Source organism: Stenotrophomonas sp. NPDC077659, assembly GCF_050268705.1.
Taxonomy (GTDB): domain Bacteria; phylum Pseudomonadota; class Gammaproteobacteria; order Xanthomonadales; family Xanthomonadaceae; genus Stenotrophomonas.
In genome coordinates this window covers 41,682-66,010 of sequence record NZ_JBNNHG010000001.1, presented here as the reverse complement: position 1 = coordinate 66,010, position 24,329 = coordinate 41,682, and the positions used below count along the sequence as shown (strand labels likewise).

Below are 24,329 nucleotides of genomic sequence, written 5' to 3'. Positions count from 1 at the left end.
ACACGGCCGTTTCACGGTGGGCGACCCAAGCTGGCCGCCCCGCCGCAATGCAGGTGCGCGTCATGGCCCGCCCGATCTGGACCGGTACCCTTTCCTTCGGCCTGCTGAACGTGCCGGTGTCGCTGATGTCCGGCGAACGCAAGGTCGACCTGCAGTTCCGCATGCTCGATTCGCGTGACCGCAAGCCCATCCGCTTCGAACGGGTCAACGCCGATACCGGCGAGGAAGTGCCCTGGAAGGACATCGTCAAAGCCTACGAGTACGACAAGGGCAGCTATGTCGTGCTGGAAGAAGGCGATATCCGCTCGGCCGCGCCGGAGAGCCATGAAACGGTAGAGGTGGAGGCCTTCGTCGACGCCAGCCAGATCGATCCGCGCTACTACGAGAAGCCCTACCTGCTGCTGCCCGGAAAGAAGGCCGAGAAGGGCTACGTGCTGCTGCGCGAAACACTGCGCGATACGGGCAAGGCAGGCATCGCGCGGGTGGTGGTGCGCACCCGCGAATACCTGTGCGCGGTGATGCCGCAGGGCCACGCGCTGGTGCTGATGATCCTGCGCTACCCGCAGGAGTTGGTTGATCCGGAGGACTACAAACTGCCCACCGGCAGCCTGTCCGACTACCGCATCACCGCCAAGGAAACAGCGATGGCCGGGCAGCTGATCGAATCGATGGCCGCCGACTGGGACCCGTCGCAGTACCACGATGAATTCCGCGAGCGCCTGCAGCAGGTGTTGAACAAGCGCATCAAGACCAAGGGCGGCACCACCCAGGTGGAAGAAGAACCGGTGGCGCACGAGGATGCCACCACCAACGTGGTGGACTTCATGGCGCTGCTGCAGAAGAGCCTGGATGCCAACAAGCGCACGCCGGCGAAGAAGACCGCGACGCGCAGGGCACCGGCGAAGAAGGCTGCGAAGAAAGCCACGAAGAAACCCGCCGGCAAGGCCAAGGCGACGAAGAAGGCCGCACTGCGGCGCAAGGCAGGCTGAGCCATGTCGCTGCACCAGTACCGTCGCAAGCGCCGTCTTGGCGGTGGCAGCGGGCAGACGCCGGAGCCGGATGATGGCCCGGCCGCAGGCAATCCGAAGCGGCGCCCGCAGTTCGTCATCCAGCTGCACCACGCCAGCTCGCGGCACTACGATTTCCGCCTGGAAATGGACGGCGTGCTGAAGAGCTGGGCAGTGCCGAAGGGCCCGTCGTTGCGGGTGGGAGAAAAGCGCCTGGCGGTGGAAGTGGAGGACCATCCGCTGTCCTATGCCGGCTTCGAGGGGGATATTCCCGAAGGCCACTACGGCGCGGGCCACGTGCAGGTGTTCGACCATGGCAGCTGGGCCTGCGAGGGCGACCCGCTGCAGGCGCTGGCCGACGGCAAGCTCGACTTCGTGCTGCATGGGCAGCGCTTGAGTGGCGGCTGGAAGCTGGTGCGCACGGCCATGAAAGGGCGGCAGGTGCAGTGGCTGTTGATCAAGCGTGACGATGCCGACGCGCGTGATGCCGAGGCCGATGATCTTCTGGAGAACGTCATGCCCGCACCCAGGGCCGCCGCAAAGCGGGGGAAGAAGGCCGCGCGCGCTGTTCCCCGCAAGGCAGAGGCACGCTGGCATGCGCGCGCGCTGAAGCTGGTCGGTGCACGTGACCATCCGTATCCGCGCGGATTCAAGCCGCAGCTGACTGATCATCGCGACACCGCACCCGATGGCGAACGCTGGCTGCATGAGATCAAGTGGGACGGCTACCGCCTGCTGGCCGATCTGCACGAGGGCGAGGTGAAACTGCGCTCGCGCAATGGCCTGGACTGGACCGACGACTTCCCTGAAGTCGCCCAGGCCGTGCGCGCACTGCCCGTGCGTGATGCGCGCCTGGACGGCGAACTGGTCGTGCTCGACAAGCAGGGGCGCAGCGACTTCGCGGCCCTGCAGCGTGTCATCGATGGCAGCTCGAAACAGCCCCTGCGCTACCTCGTGTTCGATCTGCCCGGTGTGGCTGGCGTGGACATCAGCCGCGCGCCGCTGCTGGAACGCAAGGCCCTGCTGAAGGACCTGATCGGACCTGGGCCGGGCACGTTGGCCTTCAGCGACCACGTGATCGACCATGGCCCTGCGGTATTCACCGCCAGCGGCGAGGCCGGCTTCGAGGGCATCGTCAGCAAGCAGGTCGATGCGCCCTACGTGGACGCCCGTGCGCGCAGCTGGGTGAAGGTGAAGCACGAAGACACCGACGAGTTCGTCATCGTCGGCCACACCGCACCCAAGGGCAGCCGGGTCGGCTTCGGTTCGCTGCTGCTGGCCACACCCGATGGCGGTGGCCTGCGCTATGTCGGTCGGGTCGGCACCGGCTTCGACGATGCGGCGTTGAAGGCGCTGAGCAGCGCGCTGGCACCGCTGGCGGTGAAGAAAGCAGTACTGGAGCTGCCGGCGCATGTTCCCTTCCGCGCGGCCAGCGTGCGCTGGGTGAAACCGGTGGTGGTGGCCGAAGTGGCCTCCCGTGGCTGGGGCAAGGAAGGGCTGCTGCGCCAGGCCAGCTTCAGGCGTCTGCGCAGCGATAAGCAGACGCAGGACCTGGGCGTGATGCAGGCCACGGGCAGCGATGATGCAGCGGTGGCCATCAGCCATCCGGAGCGGGTGGTGTACCCGCAGCGCAGACTCAGCAAGGGCGATGTGGCCGACTACTACCGGCAGATGGCACGCTGGATCCTGCCGCAGATCGCCGGCCGCCCGCTGTCACTGCTGCGCTGTCCGGATGGCGTCGGCAAGGCCTGCTTCTTCCAGAAGCACCACGGCGCTGGGTTGGGTGATGCAGTTCATGACGTGGCGCTGCAGCAGAAAAGCGGCCGCGAGGATCACGTTTACATCGATGATGCGCGCGGCCTGCTGCAGTTGGTGCAGATGAACACCCTGGAGCTGCATCCGTGGGGCGCGACGGTGGCCGACCCCGAGCATCCGGACCGGCTGGTGTTCGACCTGGACCCCGGGGAAGGTGTGAGCTGGGCCAAGGTGAAAGCGGGTGCGCGCGACGTGCGCGACCGCCTGCTGCAGGTGGGCCTGCAGAGCTTCGTGCGGTTGTCCGGTGGCAAGGGCGTGCATGTGGTGGTGCCGCTGCAGCCGAAGGCGGACTGGGAGCAGGCCAAGGCATTCTGCGAAGCCTTCGCCCAGGCGATGGCGCTGGAACAGCCCGACCGTTACGTGGCGACGATGAGCAAGGCCAGGCGCGAGGGCGTGATCTTCATCGACTGGCTGCGCAATACGCGAGGTGCCACCAGCGTGTGTTCGTGGTCGCTGCGTGCGCGGGAGAGCGCGGGCGTGGCGGTGCCGCTGCGCTGGGAGGAGCTGGCGAGAGTGAGCGCCGCCGATGCCTTCCCGATGGACAAGGCGCTGGCACGCGCGAAGCGCCTGAAGGATGACCCGTGGCGCGGGATGGAACGGTTGCAACAGGTGTTGCAGACCGGTAATCGGTAGCGCCGGGCCACGCCCGGCGCTACCAGATCAGTGCAGCGTGGCTTAGAAGTCCGCGCGGATGCCGAAGGTGACGCGGCGGCCGGAGAACTCGTACTGGGTCGGGAACGCCTTGTCGATCGTGTAACCGCTGGTCTTCTCGTCCAGCAGGTTGATCGCTTCCAGGTTCAGCTTCCAGGTGTCATTGAGGCGGAAGCCGATCGAGGCATCCAGCTGGCCATAGGCATCGCGGTAGACCGGATACATGTTCAGGTGGATGTACTCGACGTACTTGTCCTTGTAGTTGTACGAGGCGCGCGCGCTGAAGCGGTCGTTCTCGTAGTACAGGGTGAAGTTGTACGCCTTCTCGGCCAGGCCTTCCGGCGGCGTCGGGATGTCCAGGTCGGACGCACCGGTCAGCGAGTTGTCCAGCTGGGTGTAGTTGGCATTGATGCCCCAGCCTTCCAGTGCCGGGTGCAGCATCGACAGCGGCAGCTGCGCGACCAGCTCGACGCCGGTGACCTTGTAGGAACCGTCGGCGTTGACCGGCTGGTACACCTCGAAGTCGTAGTAGCCGTCCAGCGATCCGTTGGCGTTGAGCTTCTCGACGTTCGGCACGATACCGGTCAGCGACTGCCGCACCACGCCGTCGATCCTCTTGGAGAAGTAGGACGCGGCCAGCAGGCCACCGTTCTGCAGGTACTTCTCCAGGCCCACTTCCCATTGTTTGGCGGTGGTCGGCTTCAGCGCCGGGTTGCCGTCCATGAAGCGGAAGCTGCTCCAGCTGACGGTGCGGCGGTAGGCGATGTCGGTCAGCGACGGACGCATCAGCGTTTCCGACGCGGCACCCCGCAGCACCAGGCCGTCGGCAATCTCGGCGGTCATGTTGAAGCTGGGCAGGATCCTGCTGTAATCGCCGCTGCTGGAGATCGGGGTCGGCGTGTAGCCGCTGCTGCCATCGGCGTTCTGTACCGGGTGGAAGCCGGCCGAATCGACGTCGGTGTCTATCGAACGCACGCCCAGGTTGGCGTACACCGGCACGCTGCCGATGTCGAAGTAGAAGTCCGCCATGGCGTACAGCGCCAGGGTCTTTTCCTTCACTTCGTAGTACTGGCCCGGATCGATCGGCGTCTCATAGCCCGGGTAGCGGAAGGTGGCACGCGCGTAGGCATTGGAGATCTGCTGCCAGTCCAGGTCGCTGGGACGGTAGGCGCCACCCGGTGCCAGCTGGCTGATCCACATCGGGTTGCTGTCGGCCAGCGTGCGGGTGTTCACCCACGCGGTGCTGCCGGCGCTCGGGCCCTGGATCTTGCCGCTGCCGAACGCGCGTTCCTTGGTCTTGTCGGTGTAACGCGCACCGAACTGCAGCGCGCTCAGCGCCGGGAAGAACGCCAGGTTCATCTGCCGGCGCAGGTCGAGCTGCGCGGCGTACTTGTCATCCTTCACCTGTTCCACTTCGGTTTCGTAGGCTTCGAACAGGTACGTGTCCGCCGCGTTGTACATGTCGAAACCGCCGCTGGTGCTCGGCACGGTCTCGCCGCCGTTGCGGGTCCAGCGCGTGCGCGACGGCGCGTAGGCCACGTGCTTGAGGTTGGCGTAGTCCGAATCCCTGCGCGCACCGGAGTAGCCGACCAGCGCATCGATGTCCCAACCGCCCGCCTTCCAGTCCATCTTGCTGCTGAACTGGCGGTAGTCGGTGTTGGCGTTGCGTTCCTTGCTGAGGATCTCGTGCTGGGTGGCGGTGTAGGCCACGTCCTTCAGCACGGTGATGCCGTAGGCCCCCAGGGTGGTGGTGTCGTAGTCGTAGATGCGGTCCAGCGTGCTGCGGCTGGACGCCGAGTAGGCGGCGGCATCGTACTCGTCTTCATGCGTGTCATAGCCGCCGAACATCGCATCGAAGCTGAGCGAGAAGGTATCGCTGGGCTTGAACTGCAGCGACGCGGTGGCGCCCCACTGGTCCTGCTCGTTGAGGTAGACGCGGTCGCCGACCTTGTCCTGGAAGATGATGCGGCTGGTCTCGTCCTTGTCCATGCGGTCCTGCACGACGATGCCGGCATCACGCGCCAGCACCGCCGCTGCCTGCGAGCCACGCGTGCCTGACGCTTCCAGGAAGCGGCCCATCGGGCGGAAGTTGATGCCCGAGTTGGAATCGGTGCGGTTGCTGCGCTTGGCCTTGGAGAATGACACCAGGCCGCCCCAGTCGCCCCAGGTGTCACTGGCGAGGAAGGAGATCTTCGGATCGATCCTGCCGTTGATCGAATTGTGCGAAGCTTCGGCCGACGCACTGAACTTCGGCTCGGGGAAGTCGAACGGCTTGGCCGTTTCGATGTAGACCGAACCGGCGATGCCGCCTTCCTCGTCGGCAGCGGTCGGCGACTTCTGCACGGTGACCGTCTGCACGACGTCGGCGGCGAAGATGTCGAACTGCACATCGCGCCCGCCACTGCCCGAGGCGGTGGCCAGGTTGTTGATCGAGACCAGGGTGAACTCGCTGGGCAGGCCGCGCACGCTGACCTTGCTGCCCAGGCCTTTGTTGCGCTCGATGGTCACGCCCGGCATGCGCTGCAGCGCCTCGGCGAGGTTCTGTTCCGGGAAATCGGCGACATCGGTGGCGACGATGGAATCGGAGAAACCGATGTTGGCGCGCTTGAGGTCGACCGCGCGTTCCAGGCTCTTGGCATAGCTGCCGGAGACGGTGACGGTATCCAGCTGCTGCAGCTGTTCACGGGTATCGCCATCGGCGGCGTCTTCAGCCATTGCATCGATGGGCAGTACGGCGAGGCCGCCGATCAGCACCGCATGCACGGCGCGGGACAAAAGCTTCGCATGGGGGGCCGCAGCGGCGGCCTCCCGGATCTGGTAACGCATCGGATGATTTCCCGGTTCCCTGTGGTGTCTTACGCCGCGCCCGCCCCTTTATCCGTGGGTGCAGGCCCCTGCGCCGCGTTGCCGACCTTCGGCGGGCACCGAGCCTAGAGGGGAATTGTTAAGCCTGTGTTGCGCTGCGGGAAGGACGACGCCCGAACCACCAGCCGCCAAGCAGCTGCACCGGTAGTGACACCAGCAGCGCGATGGCGAACCAGCGCGGGAAATCGCCGCCCATCACCCACAGGCCATAGCCGCTGCCAACCACCAGCAGCGTCCAGATCGAGGTGCCGTGTGCACGTGGCCAGCACGGTGCGTAGTAGGTGGCGAAGGCGATGCCGGCAATGCCGCCGAGCACGGTGAAGGACAGGTCCCAGCCCAGTTGGGCCTCGCTGCCGGGATGCAGGCCGAACAGCGACGGCAGCCAGCCGCCGGCACTGCTGACCAGGGCCAGCGCGAGCAGTGCGCCGGCCAGGGCGACGATCGACAGCAAAACGGTCTTGAGCACCTCGGGCATGCGCGCATTGTACGGCGCTGCGGGCTGCGTAGAGCCGAGCTTGCTCGACTGATTCGCCAACAGCAGTCGAGCAGGCTCGACTCTACGGGCAAACGCAGCCGAGCATGGGCTCGGCTCTACATGCGCTCAGGCTTTGCCTGCGGCCTGCAGTGCGGCGAACTCTTCATCGCTGAACAGCCGCGAGCGCACCAGGAAGCGCACGCCCTCGCCATTTTCCAGCGAGAACATGCCGCCGCGCCCGGGAACCACGTCGATGATCAGTTGGGTGTGTTTCCAGTACTCGAACTGCGAGGGGCTGATGTGGAACGGCGCGCCGCCGATCTCGCCCAGGCAGACGTCGCGGTCGCCGATGATGAAGTCGCCCTGTGCGAAGCACATCGGCGAGGAGCCATCGCAGCAGCCACCGGACTGGTGGAACAGGAGCGGGCCATGGCGCGCACGCAGCTTTTCAATCAGCTGCAGCGCGGCGAGGGTAGCGATGACCTGGTGCGGAAGGTCGTTCATGGTTGGCCCCTTGCACAGCCGCCGCGCCCGTGGGAGAGGGGGACGGACGCGGCAGCCGTGCGCGGGATGGTCAGGCGGCGAAGTCCAGCACCACGCGGCCCTCGATGCTGCCGGCGTGCATGCGTGCGAACACGTCGTTGATGTTCTCAAGCCGGTCGGTGCTGACCGTTGCGGCGACCTTGCCTTCGGCGGCGAACTGCAGGGATTCCTGCAGGTCCAGGCGGGTGCCGACGATCGAGCCGCGCACGGTCACGCCGTTGAGCACCATGCCGAAGATGTCCAGCGGGAAGTTGCCTGGCGGCAGGCCGTTCAACGAGACCGTGCCACCCCGGCGGACCATGCCCAGCGCCTGTTCGAAGGCCTTGGGCGATACCGCGGTGACCAGCGCACCGTGGGCACCGCCGATCTCCTTCTTCAGGAAGGCGGCCGGGTCGGTGGTGCGCGCATTGACGGTGACCTGCGCGCCCAGCCGCCGGGCCAGTGCCAGCTTGCCGTCGTCCACATCGATGGCGGCGACGTTCAGGCCCATCGCACGTGCGTACTGCACCGCCATGTGGCCCAGCCCGCCGATGCCGGAGATGGCGACCCAGTCACCGGGTTTGGTATCGGTAACCTTCAGGCCCTTGTAGACGGTCACGCCGGCGCACAGCACCGGCGCGATCTCCACGAAACCCACTTCCTTGGGAAGCAGGCCGACATAGTTGGCATCGGCCAGTGCGTACTCGGCGAAGCCGCCGTTGACCGAGTAGCCGGTGTTGCGCTGCGTTTCGCACAGCGTTTCCCAGCCACCCAGACAGTGTTCGCAATGGCCACACGCCGAGTACAGCCAGGGGATGCCAACCCTGTCGCCTTCCTTGACATGACCTACCCCGCCTCCCACGGCCACGACGTGCCCCACGCCCTCGTGGCCGGGGATGAACGGCGGGTTCGGTTTCACCGGCCAGTCGCCCTCGGCGGCGTGCAGGTCGGTGTGGCAGACGCCGCAGGCCTCGATTCTGACCAGTACCTCGCCCGCCCCCGGGCGCGGTACCACGACTTCCTCGATGACCAGCGGCTTGCCGAACTCACGTACAACGGCGGCCTTCATGGTTCTATTCATGCGAATTTCTCCGTAGTGCGCTTGCAGACAGGATGGCGCCGGCCCCATGCCCGCGCCTTGATCCCGATCAATCGATCAGAAGAAGCCCAGCTTCTTCGGCGAGTAGCTGACCAGCAGGTTCTTGGTCTGCTGGTAGTGGTCGAGCATCATCTTATGGTTCTCGCGGCCGATGCCGGACTGCTTGTAGCCGCCAAACGCGGCGTGCGCCGGGTAGGCGTGGTAGCAGTTGGTCCACACGCGCCCGGCCTGGATGGCGCGGCCCATGCGGTACAGGCGCGAGGCATCGCGGCTCCACACACCCGCGCCGAGGCCGTACAGCGTGTCGTTGGCGATCTGCAGCGCTTCTTCCTCGGTCTTGAACGTGGTTACCGCCACCACCGGCCCGAAGATTTCCTCCTGGAAGATGCGCATGCGGTTGTGGCCCTTGAACACGGTGGGCTTCACGTAATAGCCGCCGGCCAGGTCGCCGCCGAGTGTGTTCTGCTCGCCGCCGATCAGCACTTCGGCCCCTTCCTGCTTGCCGATATCGATGTAGGACAGGATCTTTTCCAACTGTTCGGAAGACGCCTGCGCACCGATCATGGTGTCCGGGTCCAGCGGGTCCCCCTGCTTGATCGCGGCCACGCGCTTGAGCACGCGCTCCATGAAGCGCTCGTAGATCGATTCCTGCACCAGCGCCCGCGACGGGCAGGTACACACCTCGCCCTGGTTCAGTGCGAACAGCACGAAGCCTTCCACCGCCTTGTCGAGGAAATCATCGTCCTCGGCCATCACGTCGGCGAAGAAAATGTTGGGTGACTTGCCGCCCAGTTCCAGCGTCACCGGAATCAGGTTCTGGCTGGCGTACTGCATGATCAGGCGGCCGGTGGTGGTTTCACCGGTGAAGGCAATCTTGGCGATGCGCGGGTTGCTGGCCAGCGGCTTGCCCGCTTCCAGGCCGAAACCGTTGACGATGTTGAGCACGCCCGGCGGCAGCAGGTCGCCGATGATTTCCATCAGCACCAGGATCGAGGCCGGGGTCTGTTCGGCCGGCTTGAGCACCACGCAGTTGCCGGCCGCCAGCGCAGGTGCCAGTTTCCACGCCGCCATCAGCAGCGGGAAGTTCCACGGGATGATCTGCCCGACCACCCCCAGCGGTTCGTGGAAGTGGTAAGCCACGGTGTCCTTGTCGATCTCCGACAGGCTGCCTTCCTGCGCCCGCAACGCGCCGGCGAAGTAGCGGAAGTGGTCGACCATCAGCGGGATGTCGGCGTTGAGTGTTTCGCGGATCGGCTTGCCGTTGTCCCATGTCTCGGCGCGCGCGATCCGTTCCAGGTTCTGTTCGATGCGGTCGGCGATGCGGTTGAGGATGTTGGCGCGCTCGGTGGTCGAGCGCTTGCCCCAGTCGTCCTTGGCGGCGTGCGCGGCATCGAGCGCGGCTTCGATGTCCTCGGCGTTGGAGCGCGCCACCGAGGTGAGCACCTTGCCGGTGATGGGCGTGGTGTTGTCGAAGTACTGGCCGCTGCGAGGTGCTACCCACTGGCCGCCGATGTAGTTGTCATAGCGGGGCTTGAACAGGGCGCTGGGGTCGGCCGGGTGGGACGAGGGCGAGGCAACGGCATTCATCGTGGGCGTTCCTTGGATGGCCCGGACAACCCGGGGCTTGTGTCCAGTGACGCAATGAGCGTGCCAACCCTGCAGGTGTTGCGTCGCATCACGTGGTGCGGCGGTGCGGATGCTGATGACCCCCCTGCGGAATGCGGCAGTGCACCAGCGGTCATCATCGCGCTTGAAGACAGGATGTGCTTTTAATCGGAACAGTGCCCGCAACAACTGTCGCAGAATGCGACACAGGAGCGTCAGGGTGTTCCAGCCGATTCTTCCCGAGCATGTAGGTGGCGCGCGCCGTGCCTTCTTCGAGCGCGGCGCATCGCCGGCCGGGGCAGTGCCCGACGCCATCCTGCAGTCATGGCGGCGCTGCCAGCGCCAGGGCCTGTCGGTGGACGCGCGCCCCGAGGTCGCACCGGTGCCCGAGCTGTCCCTGCGTGAGCTGCGCCAGCGCCGGGAGCGTCTGTGGCGGCTGGCCCGGCCCGAGCTGGAAGGGCTGGCAGGCTCGCTGTCCAGCAGTGATGGCATCGTGCTGCTGACCGATGAGGAAGGCTGGGTGCTGGATGCCGAGGGCAGCAACAGCTTTCTTGATCGCGCCGGCCAGGTGGCACTGATGCCGGGCGTGCGCTGGGATGAAGGCACCGTCGGCACCAATGCCATCGGCACCGCCATCGTCGAGGGTCGCGCCCTGCAGGTACGCGGCGGCGAACACTTCTTCGCCCCGCACGGCATTTTGACCTGCTCGGCCACGCCGATCTTCGATCCCTTTGGGCAGCGCGTGGGGGTGCTCGACATTTCCGGCGATGCACGGCACGCACACCTGCATGCGCTGGCACTGGGCCGGCACGCAGTGGACCAGATCGAGCATCGTTACTTCGCCGATGGACTGGACGACTGCGAGCTGCTGCACCTGCACGCGCAGCCGCTGCTCCTGGGCAGCCCGCGTGAGGCGCTGCTCGGTTTCCGCAACGGCCGGCTTGTAGCTGCCAACCGGGTGGGACTGGAGCTGTTCGGGCTGGACCGCCATGACATCGGCCATGCGTCCTACGAGGCGTTGTTCGACCAGCCGCTGTCACGCCTGCATGACGACGGCATGCTGCTGGACCGGCAGGGGCGCGCGCTGTACGGCCACGGTGAACACAAGCGCCACGCACGGGCCGCCAGCGTTCCGGTCGCACGCGTTCCCCGCACGGCCCCTGCCGCCGCCGCCGTGCTGGCCGCGCCGGGCACGGTGCTGGCGGCGCCGGTACAGCAGCAGCTGCGCCAGGCCGTGCGTGTGCTGGATGCGGGGCTGCCCGTTCTGGTGCAGGGCGAGACGGGTACCGGCAAGGAAGTGTTCGCGCGCGAGCTGCATCGCCGCTGCGCGCGTGCGGGCCAGCCGCTGGTGGCGGTGAACTGTGCGGCGTTGCCGGAGGGTCTGATCGAAGCGGAGCTGTTCGGCTACGAGGAAGGCGCGTTCACGGGCGCGCGCCGCCAGGGCAGCACCGGCCTGCTGCGGCAGGCGCAGGGTGGCGTGCTGTTCCTGGACGAGATCGGCGACATGCCGCTGGCCCTGCAGCCACGCCTGCTGCGCGTGCTGCAGGAACGCGAGCTGTCACCGCTGGGCGGTGGTCGACCGGTGAAGCTGGACTTCGCCCTGGTCTGTGCCAGCCACTGCGATCTGCAGCAGGCCGTGGCCGAAGGGTGCTTCCGCGCCGACCTGTACTACCGCATCGCCGACCATGTGGTGCACCTGCCGGCCCTGCGCGAGCTGGACGAACGCGGTGCCCTGCTGCAGGCGCTGTGGGCGCCGATGGCACAGGGCCGCGTGCTGCAGGCCGAGGTGCTGGACGTGCTGCAGAAACAGCGCTGGCCCGGCAACCTGCGGCAGCTGCAGGCCTGCCTGCGCACGCTGGTGACGTTGAGTGATCCCGGTGAGCAGATCAGCCTCGCCCATCTGCCTGCCGAACTGCTGAAGGCGCCGCCTGCACCCGTAGCTGCTGCCAACCCTGCGCAGGGCGGGCTGCGTGACATTGCCGAGGACGTGATGCGGCAGGCATTGCAGGCCACCGATGGCAATGTCTCCGCCGCAGCCAGGCAACTGGGCATCAGCCGCAGCACCCTGTACCGGCGGCTGGGGCAGCCTGCCGCGCGCTGAAGGTGCTCATCGCTTCGGGTAGCGGTCGAGCTTGCTCGACCGTTTCTGATCTTCGCCAACGGCTGTCGAGCAAGCTCGACATCTACCGGAGCAAGGGCAACGGCAGTCGAGCAAGCTCGACGCTACGAGACCGCGCCACACATGGCGCCGGTCAGCCGGCCAGCACTGCCGCTTCGCGCGCCAGGCGTTCGATGCTGTCCCAGTCGCGCGATTGCATCAGGGCAGCGGTGGTCAGCCACGAACCGCCCACGCACAGCACGTTGGGCAGGTGCAGGAACTGCGCCGCGGTCTGTGCGCTGATGCCGCCGGTCGGGCAGAAGCGCACATCGGCAAACGGGCCATGCCATGCCGACAGCAGCGGCGCACCGCCGGACTGCACCGCCGGGAAGAACTTGAACGTGTCCAGGCCGGCTTCCAGGCCGAGGATCAGTTCCGAACCGGTGGCCACGCCCGGCAGGTACGGCAGGTCGGCATCGCGCGCGGCGGCGTACAACGTCGGCGTCGCCCCGGGCGACACCGCGAAACGCGCACCGGCGGCCTTGGCCGCCGCCATCTGCGCCGGGGTCAGCACCGTGCCGGCACCCACCACTGCATCGGGCACTGCTTCGACCATCGCCCTGATCGCCTGCAGCGCACGCGGCGTGCGCAGCGTCACTTCAATCACCGGCAGGCCGCCACGGAACAATGCCTGTGCCACCTGCACCGCATCGTCCACGTCATCGGGGGTGAACACCGGAATCACCGGTGCAAGTTTCAGTACCGCGCGAACGCGTGGATCAGCGCCGGACATCGAATCGCTCCTCGCCCACCAGGGCCAGTACGTCAGCTTCGCTGACGGGGTTGAAATCGCCGGGAATGGAGTGCTTCAGCCCGCCGGCCGCCAGGCCGAAGCGCACGGTGGCCTCGGCATCGAAGCCTGACAGGATGCCATGAAGGATGCCTGCCGCGAACGCATCACCCCCGCCGATGCGATCAACGATGCCCTGCAGCTGGCGTACCGGCGCCTGCGCGCGCGTACCATCGCGGCCCAGCAGCAGCGCGCCCAGCGCATGGTGGTCCACGCTGAGGGCCTGGCGCTGGGTGCAGGCCATCCACTGCAGCTGTGGGAACGCGGCAAACGCGGCTGCGGCTGCGGCTTCGACCTTGGCCACCACGTCAGGCTGCTCGAACTGCTGGCCGAGGATGACTTCGATGTCGCGGTAATCGGCAAAGACGATATCGGCCTGGGCGAACAGCTCGCGCAGGATCGCCTGGGCGTCACCGCCCCAGCGCTGCCACAGCGTGGGCCGGAAGTTGCCGTCGAAGGACACGCGCACGCCCAGCGCACGTGCCGCACGGGCGGCGGCCAGGGTGGCCTGGGCCACGTCCGGCCCCAGCGCCGGGCTCACGCCGGACAGGTGCAGCCACTGCGCACCCTGCAGCAGCGATGGCCAGTCGTAGTCGGCGGCGGTGCTGCGCGCGAATGCCGAATCGGCACGGTCATATACCACTTCGCTGGCGCGTTGCACCGCGCCGGTGGTCAGGAAGTACAGGCCCATGCGGCCTTCCGGATCCTGCCGCACGCTGCGCGTATCGACGCCGTGGCGGCGCAGTTCGCCCAGCACGTGGGCACCCAAGGCGTTGCCGGCCACGGTGCTGACCATGGCCACCTCGTGTCCAAAGCGGGACAGCGAGACACCCACGTTCGCCTCTGCCCCGCCCACATGTACCTGCAGCTGCGGCGACTGCATCAGCAGCTCATGGCCGGGCGCCCCCAGGCGCAGCAGCAACTCCCCGAAACATACGACACGACCCATGTTCGCTCCCTTGCGCTGGCCGCCAGCGGTGCTGCTGCGCGGCGTGGAACCGCACCACGCGATGGCGTGGCGTTTGGCTATCGGTGTCATTCTAGTGCCGATCCGTCGTGTCCGCAGCCCGTCTGTCTGCTGGAGCCATTGTCCCGCAAGCATCTCGGGGACATTGCCGATCTGTTGCGGTGCAAGATGCCGTATCCGGATCGTGCTGTTACCGTCCGCCATGACCAGCGGTGTCATTCCGCTGAAACACTCGCGAGACCAGACCTTTGGGAGAGGGGAAAGGCATGCATTCTCGGAACCATGCAAAAAAGACACCGGTTACCTTGCTCGCCATGGCGGTCAGCCTGGCCCTGTCGGCCGGCGCCGCCGCCCAGCAGCAGAGCGAGTCGCCCAGCGCTACCAACCTGGATACGGTGAACGTTACCGGCTACCGCGCCAGCGTAGAGAAGGCGCTGGACATCAAGCGCAGCGAGTCCGGCGTGGTCGACGCCATCGTGGCCGAGGACATCGGCAAGTTCCCCGACCTGAACCTGGCCGAGTCGCTGCAGCGCATCCCGGGTGTGGTCATTACCCGTGAAGCCGGCGAAGGCCGCAACATCTCGGTGCGCGGCCTCGGTCCGGATTTCACCCGCGTGCGCATCAATGGCATGGAAGCGCTGACCACGGTGGGTGCCGGTGACCAGAGCGGCGGTACCAACCGCGGTCGCGGCTTCGACTTCAACGTGTTTGCTTCGGACCTGTTCTCGCAGTTGATCGTGCGCAAGACTGCCTCGGCCGATGTGGAAGAGGGCTCGCTGGGTGCCACGGTCGATCTGCGCACCGCACGCCCGTTCGACTACGATGGCTTCACCTTCGCCGCCAGTGGCCAGGCCAGCTACAACGGCATGGCCGAAAAGGCCGACCCGCGCCTGGCGGCGCTGATCTCCAATACGTTCGCCGACGGGACCTTCGGTGCCCTGCTCTCGGTGGCCTATTCCGAGCGCCAGGCGCTGGAAGAAGGCTCCAACACCGGCCGCTGGGCCAACGGCCCGAGCAACGGCAATTTCTCCGCGTCCTCGCCGTTCGCCGCCGCACGCAGCGCTACCGTGTTCCACCCGCGCTTCCCGCGCTACGTGCAGATGGAGCACGAACAGAAGCGGCTGGGCGTGACCGGTTCGCTGCAGTGGAAGCCCAGCGACGCCACCGAGATCTCGCTGGACGCGCTGTACTCGAAGATCGACGCGACGCGCGATGAGAACTACATCGAAGCGATTTCCTTCAGCCGTGGTACCAGCACCACGCCACGCCTGGTGGGCAAGCCGAACACCATCGTCAGGAACGGTGAGATCCGCGACAACGCGCTGCTGTATGGCGAGTTCGACAACGTCGATATCCGTACCGAAAACCGCCACGACGAGTGGAGCACCGAATTCAAGCAGCTCAGCCTGAATGGACAGCACCGCTTCGGCGATGATTTCACCCTGTCCGGAAAGATCGGCATCTCGCGCTCCAGGCACGAGAATCCGGTGCAGACCACCGTCATCATGGACAAGTACGATGTTGATGGGTACAGCTACGACTACCGTGGCAACAGCCGCTTCCCGGTCATCAACTACGGCATCGATCCAACCGATCCCCGTGGCTGGGAACTGGCCGAGATCCGCCTGCGCCCGCAGTACGTGGACAACGATTTCGACACCGGCCAGATCGACTTCAACTGGAACATCAGCCCCGGCTTCCGCCTGAAGGGCGGCGTGCTGGCCAAGGACTACACGTTCAGGACCACCGAACTGCGCCGCGCCAGTGAACTGGCCGTGCCGACCTTCGCCGACGGCACGCGCATCGTGCCGGTGGACGTGACCAGTCCGGCCGGCCTGAAGGGCATCAGCGGCAGCCCGTCGAACTGGGTGGTGCCGGACCTGGGTGCCATCGCCGACCAGTTCGACATCTACAGCAACAGCGGCTCCTTTGCCGTCGCACCGCGGGCCAACAACGTGCGCAGCGTGGAAGAGAAGGACCGTGGCGCCTGGCTGATGGGCGAGTTTTCCACCGATCTGGGGTCGCTGCCGCTGTCGGGCAACTTCGGCGTGCGCTATGTCCGCACCAAGCAGTCGTCCACCGGCCTGTCGACGCTGGCCAGCGGCACCACCGCAACCACGGTCGGCCGTACCTACGATGACACCCTGCCCTCGTTCAACCTGGTGGCTGAAGTCACTCCGGACTTCCTGATCCGCCTCGGCGCGGCCAAGGTGATGAGCCGGCCGGGCCTGGGCAGCCTGACCCCGGGCGCGACCGTGGCCGTGGCCGGCGGCGCACGTACCATCTCCAGCGGCAACCCGACGCTGGACCCGATCCGCGCCACCAATGTCGACCTCGGTTTCGAGTGGTACTTCGCCGAAGGCGCGATGGCCGGCGTCGGTCTGTTCTACAAGGACATCGACAGCTTCGTGCAGACCACGCGCGAAGTACGTCCCTACAGCGACAGCGGCCTGCCTGCCTCTCTGCTGGCCGGCACCGGTGCGTCGCCCAGCGATGACTTCACCTACACCCGCCCGGTCAACACGCCCGGCGGCGAACTGCACGGCGTGGAAGCCAATTACACCCAGCCGTTCACCTTCCTGCCGGGCAGGTGGTCGAACCTGGGCGTGCAGTTGAACTACACCTGGGTGGAATCGAAGATCCAGTACCTCAACTCGGCGGGCCAGCCGGTGATGAAGACCGATCTGACCGGCCTGTCCAAGTCGTCCTGGAACGCCACGCTGTTCTACGAAGGCGAGCGCTTCGCCGGCCGCGTGTCGGCCACCAACCGCGACGACTACCTGACCCAGGCACCGGGCCAGGAAACCGGCTTCAACCTGGACGGCTACCACGGCATGACCGGCACCACGGTCATCGATGCCTCCATCCGCTACACGGTCAGCGAGCAGCTGGAGCTGAGCCTGGAAGGCATCAACCTGACCAACGAAGCGTCGGATGAGTGGGTGTACTCGCCGGCCACCGGCCGACTGCCGTTGCAGTACACCGAAACCGGGCGCCAGTTCCTGCTCGGCGTGCGCTACAAGTTCTGATCCAGGCGCGGCGGCGTGCCTGCACGCCGCCGCATTCCCGCGCAACGGATATCGCCGCCTGCTGCTGCGGCGCAAGATGCCGCGCCCCCATGGGCTTTGTTACGTTCACGCGTGACCCGCGGTGTCAGCAAGCCGTTGCGCCCGCGTCGTGCTGGAGGAGGCCGGCACGCACGCAGCAACGATCTCGCAACGCTTGAGGACGCCCTGGGAGGGGATTACAGATGGATTCGTCGTTCGCGCTTCATCGCGGCCGTGCGCCGCTCACCGTGCTTGCGCTGTCGATCGGCCTGGCCCTGAGCCATGCAGCACAGGCCCAGCAGACCCCGGAAGCGGCCGCTGCCGCACCCGATGCGGTCGACCTGGACAAGGTCGAGGTCAAAGCCACTTACCGCGAAAGCCTGCAGCAGTCGCTGGATGAAAAGCGCTACAGCGTGGAGCAGGTGGATGCGATCTATGCCGAGGACATCGGCAAGTTTCCCGATCTGAACCTGGCCGAATCGATGCAGCGCATCGCCGGCGTGTCGATCGACCGCGAAGGCGGCGAAGGCCAGCAGATCTCCGTGCGCGGCCTCGGCTCGGACTTCACCCGCGTACGGATCAACGGCCTGGAAGCCCTGTCCACCGCCGGCAGCGGTACTACCGGCGTCAACCGCAGCCGTGGCTTCGACTTCAATACGTTTGCCTCGGAACTGTTCAGCCGGGTCAAGGTCAACAAGAGCCAGTCGGCGCAGATGGATGAGGGTTCGCTGGGGGCCACGGTCGATCTGCGCGCGTCGCGGCCGTTCGACTTCGAGGGTTTCCAGGCCTCGCTCAATGGCCAGTATGGCTACAACGAGCTGTCGCGCTCGAAAGACCCGCGCGTGTCGGCGCTGCTGAGCAATACCTGGGCCGACGGCCGCTTCGGTGCGCTGGTGTCGGCGGCGTGGAGCAAGCGCACGATCTTCGAGGAAGGCTACAACCCGGTGCGCTGGGAGCACGGCAACTACCGCAACTCGAACCAGTCCACTGCCGCCAACAACGGCACCTACGGCTTCTGCAGCCCGGTCGGCTACGACCCGCAGACGCCGCGCAACCCTGCGGCCAATGAAACCGCACAGGGCGTGGGCAGCGCCGCCAACCAGGCGCGCAGCAATGGCTGGGGCAGCTATGGCATCGACGCCACCCATTGCGGGACCGGCATCGACCGTCCGGCAGCAACCGCGGACAACATCGCTGCCTACGAAACTGCCACCAATGCGTGGATCCCGCGCTACCCGCGCTACATCCGTACCGAGCACGAGATTGAACGGCTGGGTGTCACCGGCGCGCTGCAGTTCCGCTTCAGCCCGGACAGCCTGCTCAACCTGGACCTGATGTATTCGAAGCTGGACAAGGACCAGCGCGAGGATTCGCTGGGCGCCAACCTGCACCGCACCGCGCAGTACGGCGGCAAGACCCAGATCGTGGTGCGCGAAGCACAGGTGGATGCGCAGAACCGGCTGGTCTACGGAGTGTTCGACAACGTCGATTTCCGTACCGAATCGACCGCCATCGAAGAGAGCACCGAGTTCAAGCAGGCCAGCCTGAATTTCGAGCACCGCTTCAACGATGCGGTGCGCCTGGACGCGCTGGTCGGCCATTCCTCGTCCAGCTTCGAACGACCGGTGTTCTCCATGGTCAGCTTCGACAACAGCAACCTGGATGGCTTCGTGCTGGACATGCGCAACGGTGCCAGCATGCCGTCGATGACGTTCCCCTTCGCGCTGGGCGATGCAGCTTCCTGGCAGTGGCTGGGCTACGGCACCGCGCCGGTGAACGCCAACGGCACCGCGCGTGGCGGCAACATCAGCGAAGTGCGGCTGAACCCGCAGTACGTAGACAACAGCTTTGACACCGCCAAGGTCGACCTGACCTTCAACGTGTCGCCCACCTTCACCCTGCGTGGCGGCCTGGCCTACAAGGACTACGGCATGAGTACGCAGGAGTACCGCAACATCAGCTACGGCCGCATGTCGCAGGCACTGCCCGGTGGCGTCGGCGTGGGTGACCTGTCCACCACGCTGGGGGGCTTTGGCAAGGGCCTGGACGGAACCACCCCGGGCAGCTGGCTGATCCCGGATTTCAACCGCATCGCCGAGCTGCTGGACATCTACTGCAACTGCAACACCGGCACGCTGGGCGGCGACTACCGCCTGGCCGGCGTTGGCCACTACGGCGCGTCGAACAACAACTTCGACGTGACCGAGAAGAGCTACGCCAGCTACCTGCAGCTGGATTTCAATACCGAGCTGTGGGACCGCCCGTTCCGCGGCAACCTCGGCCTGCGCTATGTACGCACCGAGATCGACGCCAGCGGCTACGCGCCGTGCCAGGCCGCCAGCAGCGGCGATCTTTCTTCGGCATGCGAGCCGTTCCTGGGCGTGGCCAGCGCCACTGCCGATGCGGGCGAACGCCTGCTGGTGGCCACCACCGTCGGCCACCGCTACGACGACTGGCTGCCGTCGCTGAACCTGGCCTGGGACCTGACCGACACCGTGGTGCTGCGCTTCGGTGCGGCCAAGACCATGGCCCGCCCGACCCTGTCCAACCTGTCGCCCAGCGTCAGCGGTGGTCCCACCAGCTTCCTCGACGAGGACCGCTACTACTCGATCAACCTGGGCAACCCGAAGCTGGATCCGTTCCGCTCCACCAACTACGACCTGAGTGCGGAGTGGTATTTCCAGGAAGGCGCGCTGCTGTCGGCGGCGGTGTTCTACAAGGACATCGAAACCTATGTACAGCGCACCCGCCTGCTGACCACCTGGGCCGACATGGGCTATTCGCTGGACCTGCTGCCGGCCGGTTTCAGCCCGAACTCGCTGTTCAACGTGCAGAGCTACTTCAATACGCCGGGCGGCCCTCTGAAGGGCTATGAGCTGACCTACCAGCAGCCCTTCAGCTTCCTGCCGGGCTTCTGGAAGAACTTCGGCATCCAGCTGAACTACACGCACGTGGATTCGAAGATCAAATACCTGTTCAGTACCGGCAGTGGCGACACCATCGTCACCACGTACACCGAGAACGACCTGCTGAACCTGTCGCCGAACTCGTACAACGCCACCGTGTACTACGACGACGGCCGCTTCAGTGCGCGTGTGTCCACCAGCTACCGCGATGCCTACATCAACCAGATCCTGAGCCAGGAAAACGTCTGGGACCTGGACGGCAACCCGTACGCCACCGCCGACGTGACCGGCAAGTACAGCGTCAAGAACGTGGATTTCAACATGTCCTGGAAGTTCAACAAGCAGCTGACCGTCAGCTTCGAGGCGATCAACCTGCTGGACACCACCGACGAGCGTTACGTCGATTCGGCGCTGTCGCTGCCCGACCGCTACACCCACACCGGGCGCCAGTACTACCTGGGCCTGCGCTACAAGTTCTGAGCGCACGCCCCGCCCCGCCGTACCGTACCGCCGCCATGCCGCTGCACCGTCGAATGCTGCTGAAAGGAAGGTTCCATGCTCCGTACCGCCTCTGACCTGTCCCGCCCACGCCATCGCCTGCTGGTGGCGGCGCTGTCACTGGCCACCGCCCTGCCTGCGCTGGCTGCACCGGCACCGACGCTGCTGTTCCACGTCGACGCCAACCAGGGGCTGACGGCCGTCACGGCGCAGGGTGAAGCGGTACCGAACTTCCGCGACAAAGTGGACGTGGTCGCTGACGGTGCACGCGGCAAGGCCATCCAGTGGGAGGACGATGGCGTGCTGGCCTGGGACGCACCGGGCAACATCCTGGCCCAGCGCGGCACCCTGGCCTTCGACTGGCGGCCGCGCTACGCGGTGGGCGCAGCACCGTTCGTGATCTTCCGCGTCGGCTATGCCGATCACAGCAGCTGGGACATGGCCTGGCTGCGCATCGACTGGAACGGGCACGGCTTCGATGCCTTCGTCACCGATGCCAACCTGGCGCGCACCCGCGTGTCGTTCCGCATGGACACGCCGCCACGGCCGGACCAGTGGCTGCACCTGGCTTTCGCCTGGGATGAAGACCAGGGCGTGCGCCTGTTCGTCGATGGCCGCGAAGTAGCGCGCGCGCAGGCCACCGGTGATTACGATGCCGCGCTGGACCAGCTTGGCCTGGCCGGGCGAGTGATGGCCCCCTACCAGGTGCAGAGCCGCTACAACTTCCTGCGCGGCAGCGATTTCCAGCACATCCGCGTGTATGACCGCATGCTGGATACGGCCGCCGTGCAGGCCGTGGCTGCCGGCAAGGTCGCGGCCAGCGCGGTGGCGCCAGGCAGTGACGAGCGCGCCTGGCGGCATCGCTTCGGCTGGGAAGGCGCCGCACCGCCGGCGCTGGCTTCGGGCAGCACGCGCATCCGCAAGATCGAATTGGCCGACACCCGCGACCTGAAGGCGTGGATGTGGAAGGCCACCGACGGCATCGCCGAAACCACCTGGCCGGGCGTCTACAACCGCTCGCGCCTGCCTGGCCGCAACGACTACTTCCAGCTGCCGGACTGGAACACCTACGTGGAAAGCGGCCAGCACCTGGACCTGACCCTGCCGGCCGGCGAGACGGTGAACCGCATGGAGATCCGCGGTGCGGCCTTCGGTACCCTGGCGCACGGGCCGGATGCAGAGCATGCCACCCAGGTACTGGCCACCCGCCCGCGCGGCGTGGTGCGCAGCGTGCAGGACATTCCCGCGCAGCAGGGCGGCGTTCTGCGTTTCAGCAACGTCGAACAGGAAACACCGATCCAGGAAGTCTGGGCCTACAACGTGAGCGAAGGCGCCGAGCCGGAAGGCACGGTGAAGCAGACCTACGTGATCGACAGCCGGGCGCTGCCCGACTACACCAACCTGGATGCGCTGCGGCAATATATCGATGGACGCTTCCCGGCCGCCGAGCGCAGCACGGTGATGGCCCTGCCCAAGGGCGCAGGTTCGCGCCGCCGTGGTGCCGACAGCCTGCCGGTGCAGCCGCGGCCGATCGTGCACGTGCTGATTCCCTCGGGCGTGGGCGATGCACCGGCCAACCAGCCGCTGATCCGCAGCTGGGCCTACAGCTGGGAGAACATGCACGACGGCCTGGACGGCGTGGCCATCGATATTCCGGCGCTGGACCTGCCGGCCACGCACGATGGCCTGATCCCGCTGAACATCCGCATCAAGGATCCGATCTGGCCGGCGCGTGACATGATCGATGTCTCGGTGTCGGTGCAGCCGGGACAGAAGCGCACCCTGTGGCTGGACCTGCGCGACCGCATCCTTACCCCTGACAGCCTGTGGCTGAGCATCGCCTCGGCCGCGCCGGGCTTCGATGCCGCCGCGCTGGACGGGGCGCAGATCCGGCTGGTGTTCAAGCCGCGCGCCGAAGCACTGAAGGAACACGTGGCCGACCGCTTCAACCAGGTGCGCGACAACTGGGGTTTCCTGGTGGAGGAACACACCACGTCCAAGCGCCAGCGCCTGTATGCCCGCGTGTATGCCGACCTGAGCGATCTGCTGCGGGTGGATCCGGACCATGAACTCGGCCGCCTGTACTGGAACTACATCAGCTACAACAGCCAGGGCCGCCCGCCCTACACCGCACCGGCCGTGCCCAAAGGCGTGCCGGCGTGGGCGTTCCACCAGGTGCAGGACCTGGCCCAGGTGCGGCAGTTCGTGGACTGGTGGATCGATGAGCGCCAGGTGGCCTATGGTGATTTCGGCGGCGGCATTTCCGATGATTCCGACCTGACACAGCAGTGGCCGGGGCTGGCACTGATGGGCGTGCAGCCGGATCGACTGAATGCCTCGCTGACCGCCTTGTCCGACGCGGTGTACCGCAATGGCATGTTCAGCAACGGCCTGAGCACCATCGAGACCGACGAGCTGCATTCCTACGAGGAAGGCATCAACACCAACAGCGCGATGCTCTACCTCAACTGGGGCGACCCGTTGACGCTGGAGCGTCTGATGGAAACGGTGAAAGCCTTCGACGAGCGCATCATCCTGCGCAACCCGCAGGGCCATCTGCTGTTCTCCAGCAACTGGTTCGGCGGCAACAAGGTCTACCGCGAGCCGAACTGGCAATGGCAGAAGCCCTATTCGTTCCCGGTGCTGCACCCGGCGTTCCTGCTCGGCCAGTACAACGCCGATGCGACCGGCCGCAGGCTGGTGATCGGCTTGGCCGATGGCTATCTGGCCCATGCGGGCACCGATGAGAAGGGCCGCTTCACCCTGCCGAACGAGATCAACTGGGCCACCGGCGACACCCGTGGTGGCGAGTTGAACAACGGTTCGGGCAGCGGCGACATCATGCACACGTTCTGGGCCGCATGGCGCTGGACCGGCGATGCGAAGTACCTGCAGGCGCTGGACTACCGTGTGGCCCGTGGCGGCCCGGGTGCGTTGGCCAACCTCGGCGAAAATTACGTGGAGGTGCTGGGTCGCCAGCAGGACTGGTACCCGACGCTGACCGCCGAGGCCGATGCCGGAAAGACCGGCTTCGCCAGCCTGATGGCATGGCAGGCCAGCGGCGATACGAAGTACATCGATGCGCTGCATGCCGATGGCCTGCAGGCCAAGGTGCAGCGTGCCTACATGAACACCGAGGGCCACTGGTGGTCCGACCGCGTGGACGCGCCCAGCGAGTTCCTGCAGCGCGCACGCCTGGGCGGCATCGCGCTGAAGCGCAACCAGAGCTGGCCCGGCCACACCGTCAGCTGGCGCTTCGACCGCGACGGTGCCGCCGAACAGGTAGCGCTGCTGGTGCATGCGCCCTCGCGCGAACGCTTCACCGTGACCAGCTACAACCTGGGGGCGCGTAACATCGGTGCCGACATGACGGGCTGGAACGTGGCCAGTGGCACCTGGCGCATCCGCAGTGGCGTGGATGCCGATGGTGATGGCCGGATCGACGGCACCGCCGCCGAACGCACCGTGCAGCTGGAAACCAGCGTATCGGTGCCGATGCAGTTCCGCCCGGGGCGTACCGAGGTGTTCGAGTTCGAGCGGATTGCTGCCGGCACGCCGGTGGAAATGCGCGCAGACCTGGGCATCGGCCGCGGCGACGTGCGCGTGGACGGACGCCAGGTGCACGTGACCGTGCACAGCCTGGGCCATGCCGGCAGCGGTGTGGGCATGGCGGTGCTGGAGGATGCGCGTGGCCGCGAGATCGCACGCACCGAGGTACCGGCCATGGCCGCGCCGAGCGACCTGCAGCCGAAAACCGCCGTTGTATCGCTGCCGCTGCCGGCCGGTGACCGCAGTGGCCGGCGCGTGCGCGTGGCGCTGGCCGACGGCGGTGAGGAAGTGACACGGTTGAACAACGTGGCCGCCGTGCCGCGTTGAGCGGAAGCGGAGCCGCCGGGCATGGCCCGGCGCTACTGGGAATGGTTG

The 24,329-nt window shown here is 66.5% G+C and carries 13 protein-coding genes; 6 read left to right on the top strand and 7 right to left on the bottom strand.

Annotated elements, in window-relative coordinates:
• Positions 1-62: 62 nt before the first annotated feature.
• Together ACQKDV_RS00245 and ligD are read left to right on the top strand one after the other, a co-directional pair.
• Positions 63-989, top strand: coding sequence for a Ku protein (locus ACQKDV_RS00245; protein WP_427781801.1), 927 nt, complete (start codon positions 63-65; stop codon positions 987-989).
• A gap of 3 nt (positions 990-992) precedes the next feature.
• Positions 993-3,455: a DNA ligase D gene (gene ligD / locus ACQKDV_RS00240; RefSeq protein WP_427781800.1), complete on the top strand. Its 2,463-nt coding sequence runs from the start codon at positions 993-995 to the stop codon at positions 3,453-3,455.
• Positions 3,456-3,497: 42 nt separating this feature from the next.
• Here the strand turns inward: ligD and ACQKDV_RS00235 are convergent, their stop codons facing one another.
• The 5 genes from ACQKDV_RS00235 to adh form a co-directional block, all read right to left on the bottom strand.
• Positions 3,498-6,299 carry a TonB-dependent receptor gene (locus ACQKDV_RS00235; protein ID WP_427781799.1) on the bottom strand — a complete coding sequence of 934 codons (2,802 nt, stop codon included), beginning with the start codon at positions 6,297-6,299 and terminating at the stop codon, positions 3,498-3,500.
• A 118-nt stretch (positions 6,300-6,417) separates the two neighbouring features.
• Positions 6,418-6,813, bottom strand: coding sequence for a hypothetical protein (locus ACQKDV_RS00230; protein ID WP_427781798.1), 396 nt, complete (start codon positions 6,811-6,813; stop codon positions 6,418-6,420).
• 126 nt (positions 6,814-6,939) lie between these two features.
• Positions 6,940-7,317: a DUF779 domain-containing protein gene (locus ACQKDV_RS00225; RefSeq protein ID WP_427781797.1), complete on the bottom strand. Its 378-nt coding sequence runs from the start codon at positions 7,315-7,317 to the stop codon at positions 6,940-6,942.
• Positions 7,318-7,387: 70 nt separating this feature from the next.
• Positions 7,388-8,416, bottom strand: a complete 1,029-nt coding sequence (adhP, locus tag ACQKDV_RS00220) for an alcohol dehydrogenase AdhP (RefSeq protein WP_427781796.1) — start codon at positions 8,414-8,416, stop codon at positions 7,388-7,390.
• Positions 8,417-8,491: 75 nt separating this feature from the next.
• Positions 8,492-10,021: an aldehyde dehydrogenase gene (gene adh / locus ACQKDV_RS00215; protein ID WP_427781795.1), complete on the bottom strand. Its 1,530-nt coding sequence runs from the start codon at positions 10,019-10,021 to the stop codon at positions 8,492-8,494.
• Positions 10,022-10,259: 238 nt separating this feature from the next.
• Between adh and ACQKDV_RS00210 the strand changes: the two genes are divergently transcribed.
• A complete protein-coding gene (locus tag ACQKDV_RS00210) occupies positions 10,260-12,140 on the top strand; it encodes a sigma-54-dependent Fis family transcriptional regulator (RefSeq protein ID WP_427781794.1) in 1,881 nt (626 codons plus the stop codon).
• A gap of 151 nt (positions 12,141-12,291) precedes the next feature.
• Here the strand turns inward: ACQKDV_RS00210 and eda are convergent, their stop codons facing one another.
• Together eda and ACQKDV_RS00200 are read right to left on the bottom strand one after the other, a co-directional pair.
• The gene (gene eda / locus ACQKDV_RS00205; RefSeq protein WP_427781793.1) at positions 12,292-12,930 is read right to left on the bottom strand and encodes a bifunctional 4-hydroxy-2-oxoglutarate aldolase/2-dehydro-3-deoxy-phosphogluconate aldolase; all 639 of its coding nucleotides are present in this window, start codon (positions 12,928-12,930) and stop codon (positions 12,292-12,294) included.
• Positions 12,917-13,936: a sugar kinase gene (locus tag ACQKDV_RS00200; RefSeq protein ID WP_427781792.1), complete on the bottom strand. Its 1,020-nt coding sequence runs from the start codon at positions 13,934-13,936 to the stop codon at positions 12,917-12,919. The genes eda and ACQKDV_RS00200 overlap by 14 nt, the downstream gene beginning before the upstream one ends.
• Before the next feature lie 284 nt (positions 13,937-14,220).
• Between ACQKDV_RS00200 and ACQKDV_RS00195 the strand changes: the two genes are divergently transcribed.
• The 3 genes from ACQKDV_RS00195 to ACQKDV_RS00185 all read left to right on the top strand — a co-directional run bounded on the left by ACQKDV_RS00195 (position 14,221) and on the right by ACQKDV_RS00185 (position 24,281).
• A complete protein-coding gene (locus tag ACQKDV_RS00195; RefSeq protein WP_427781791.1) occupies positions 14,221-16,983 on the top strand; it encodes a TonB-dependent receptor in 2,763 nt (920 codons plus the stop codon).
• Between the two features lie 221 nt (positions 16,984-17,204).
• Complete coding sequence (locus tag ACQKDV_RS00190; RefSeq protein ID WP_427781790.1) at positions 17,205-20,387, top strand: TonB-dependent receptor; 3,183 nt, start codon at positions 17,205-17,207, stop codon at positions 20,385-20,387.
• Between the two features lie 75 nt (positions 20,388-20,462).
• Complete coding sequence (locus ACQKDV_RS00185) at positions 20,463-24,281, top strand: LamG-like jellyroll fold domain-containing protein (protein WP_427781789.1); 3,819 nt, start codon at positions 20,463-20,465, stop codon at positions 24,279-24,281.
• Positions 24,282-24,329 lie beyond the last annotated feature (48 nt).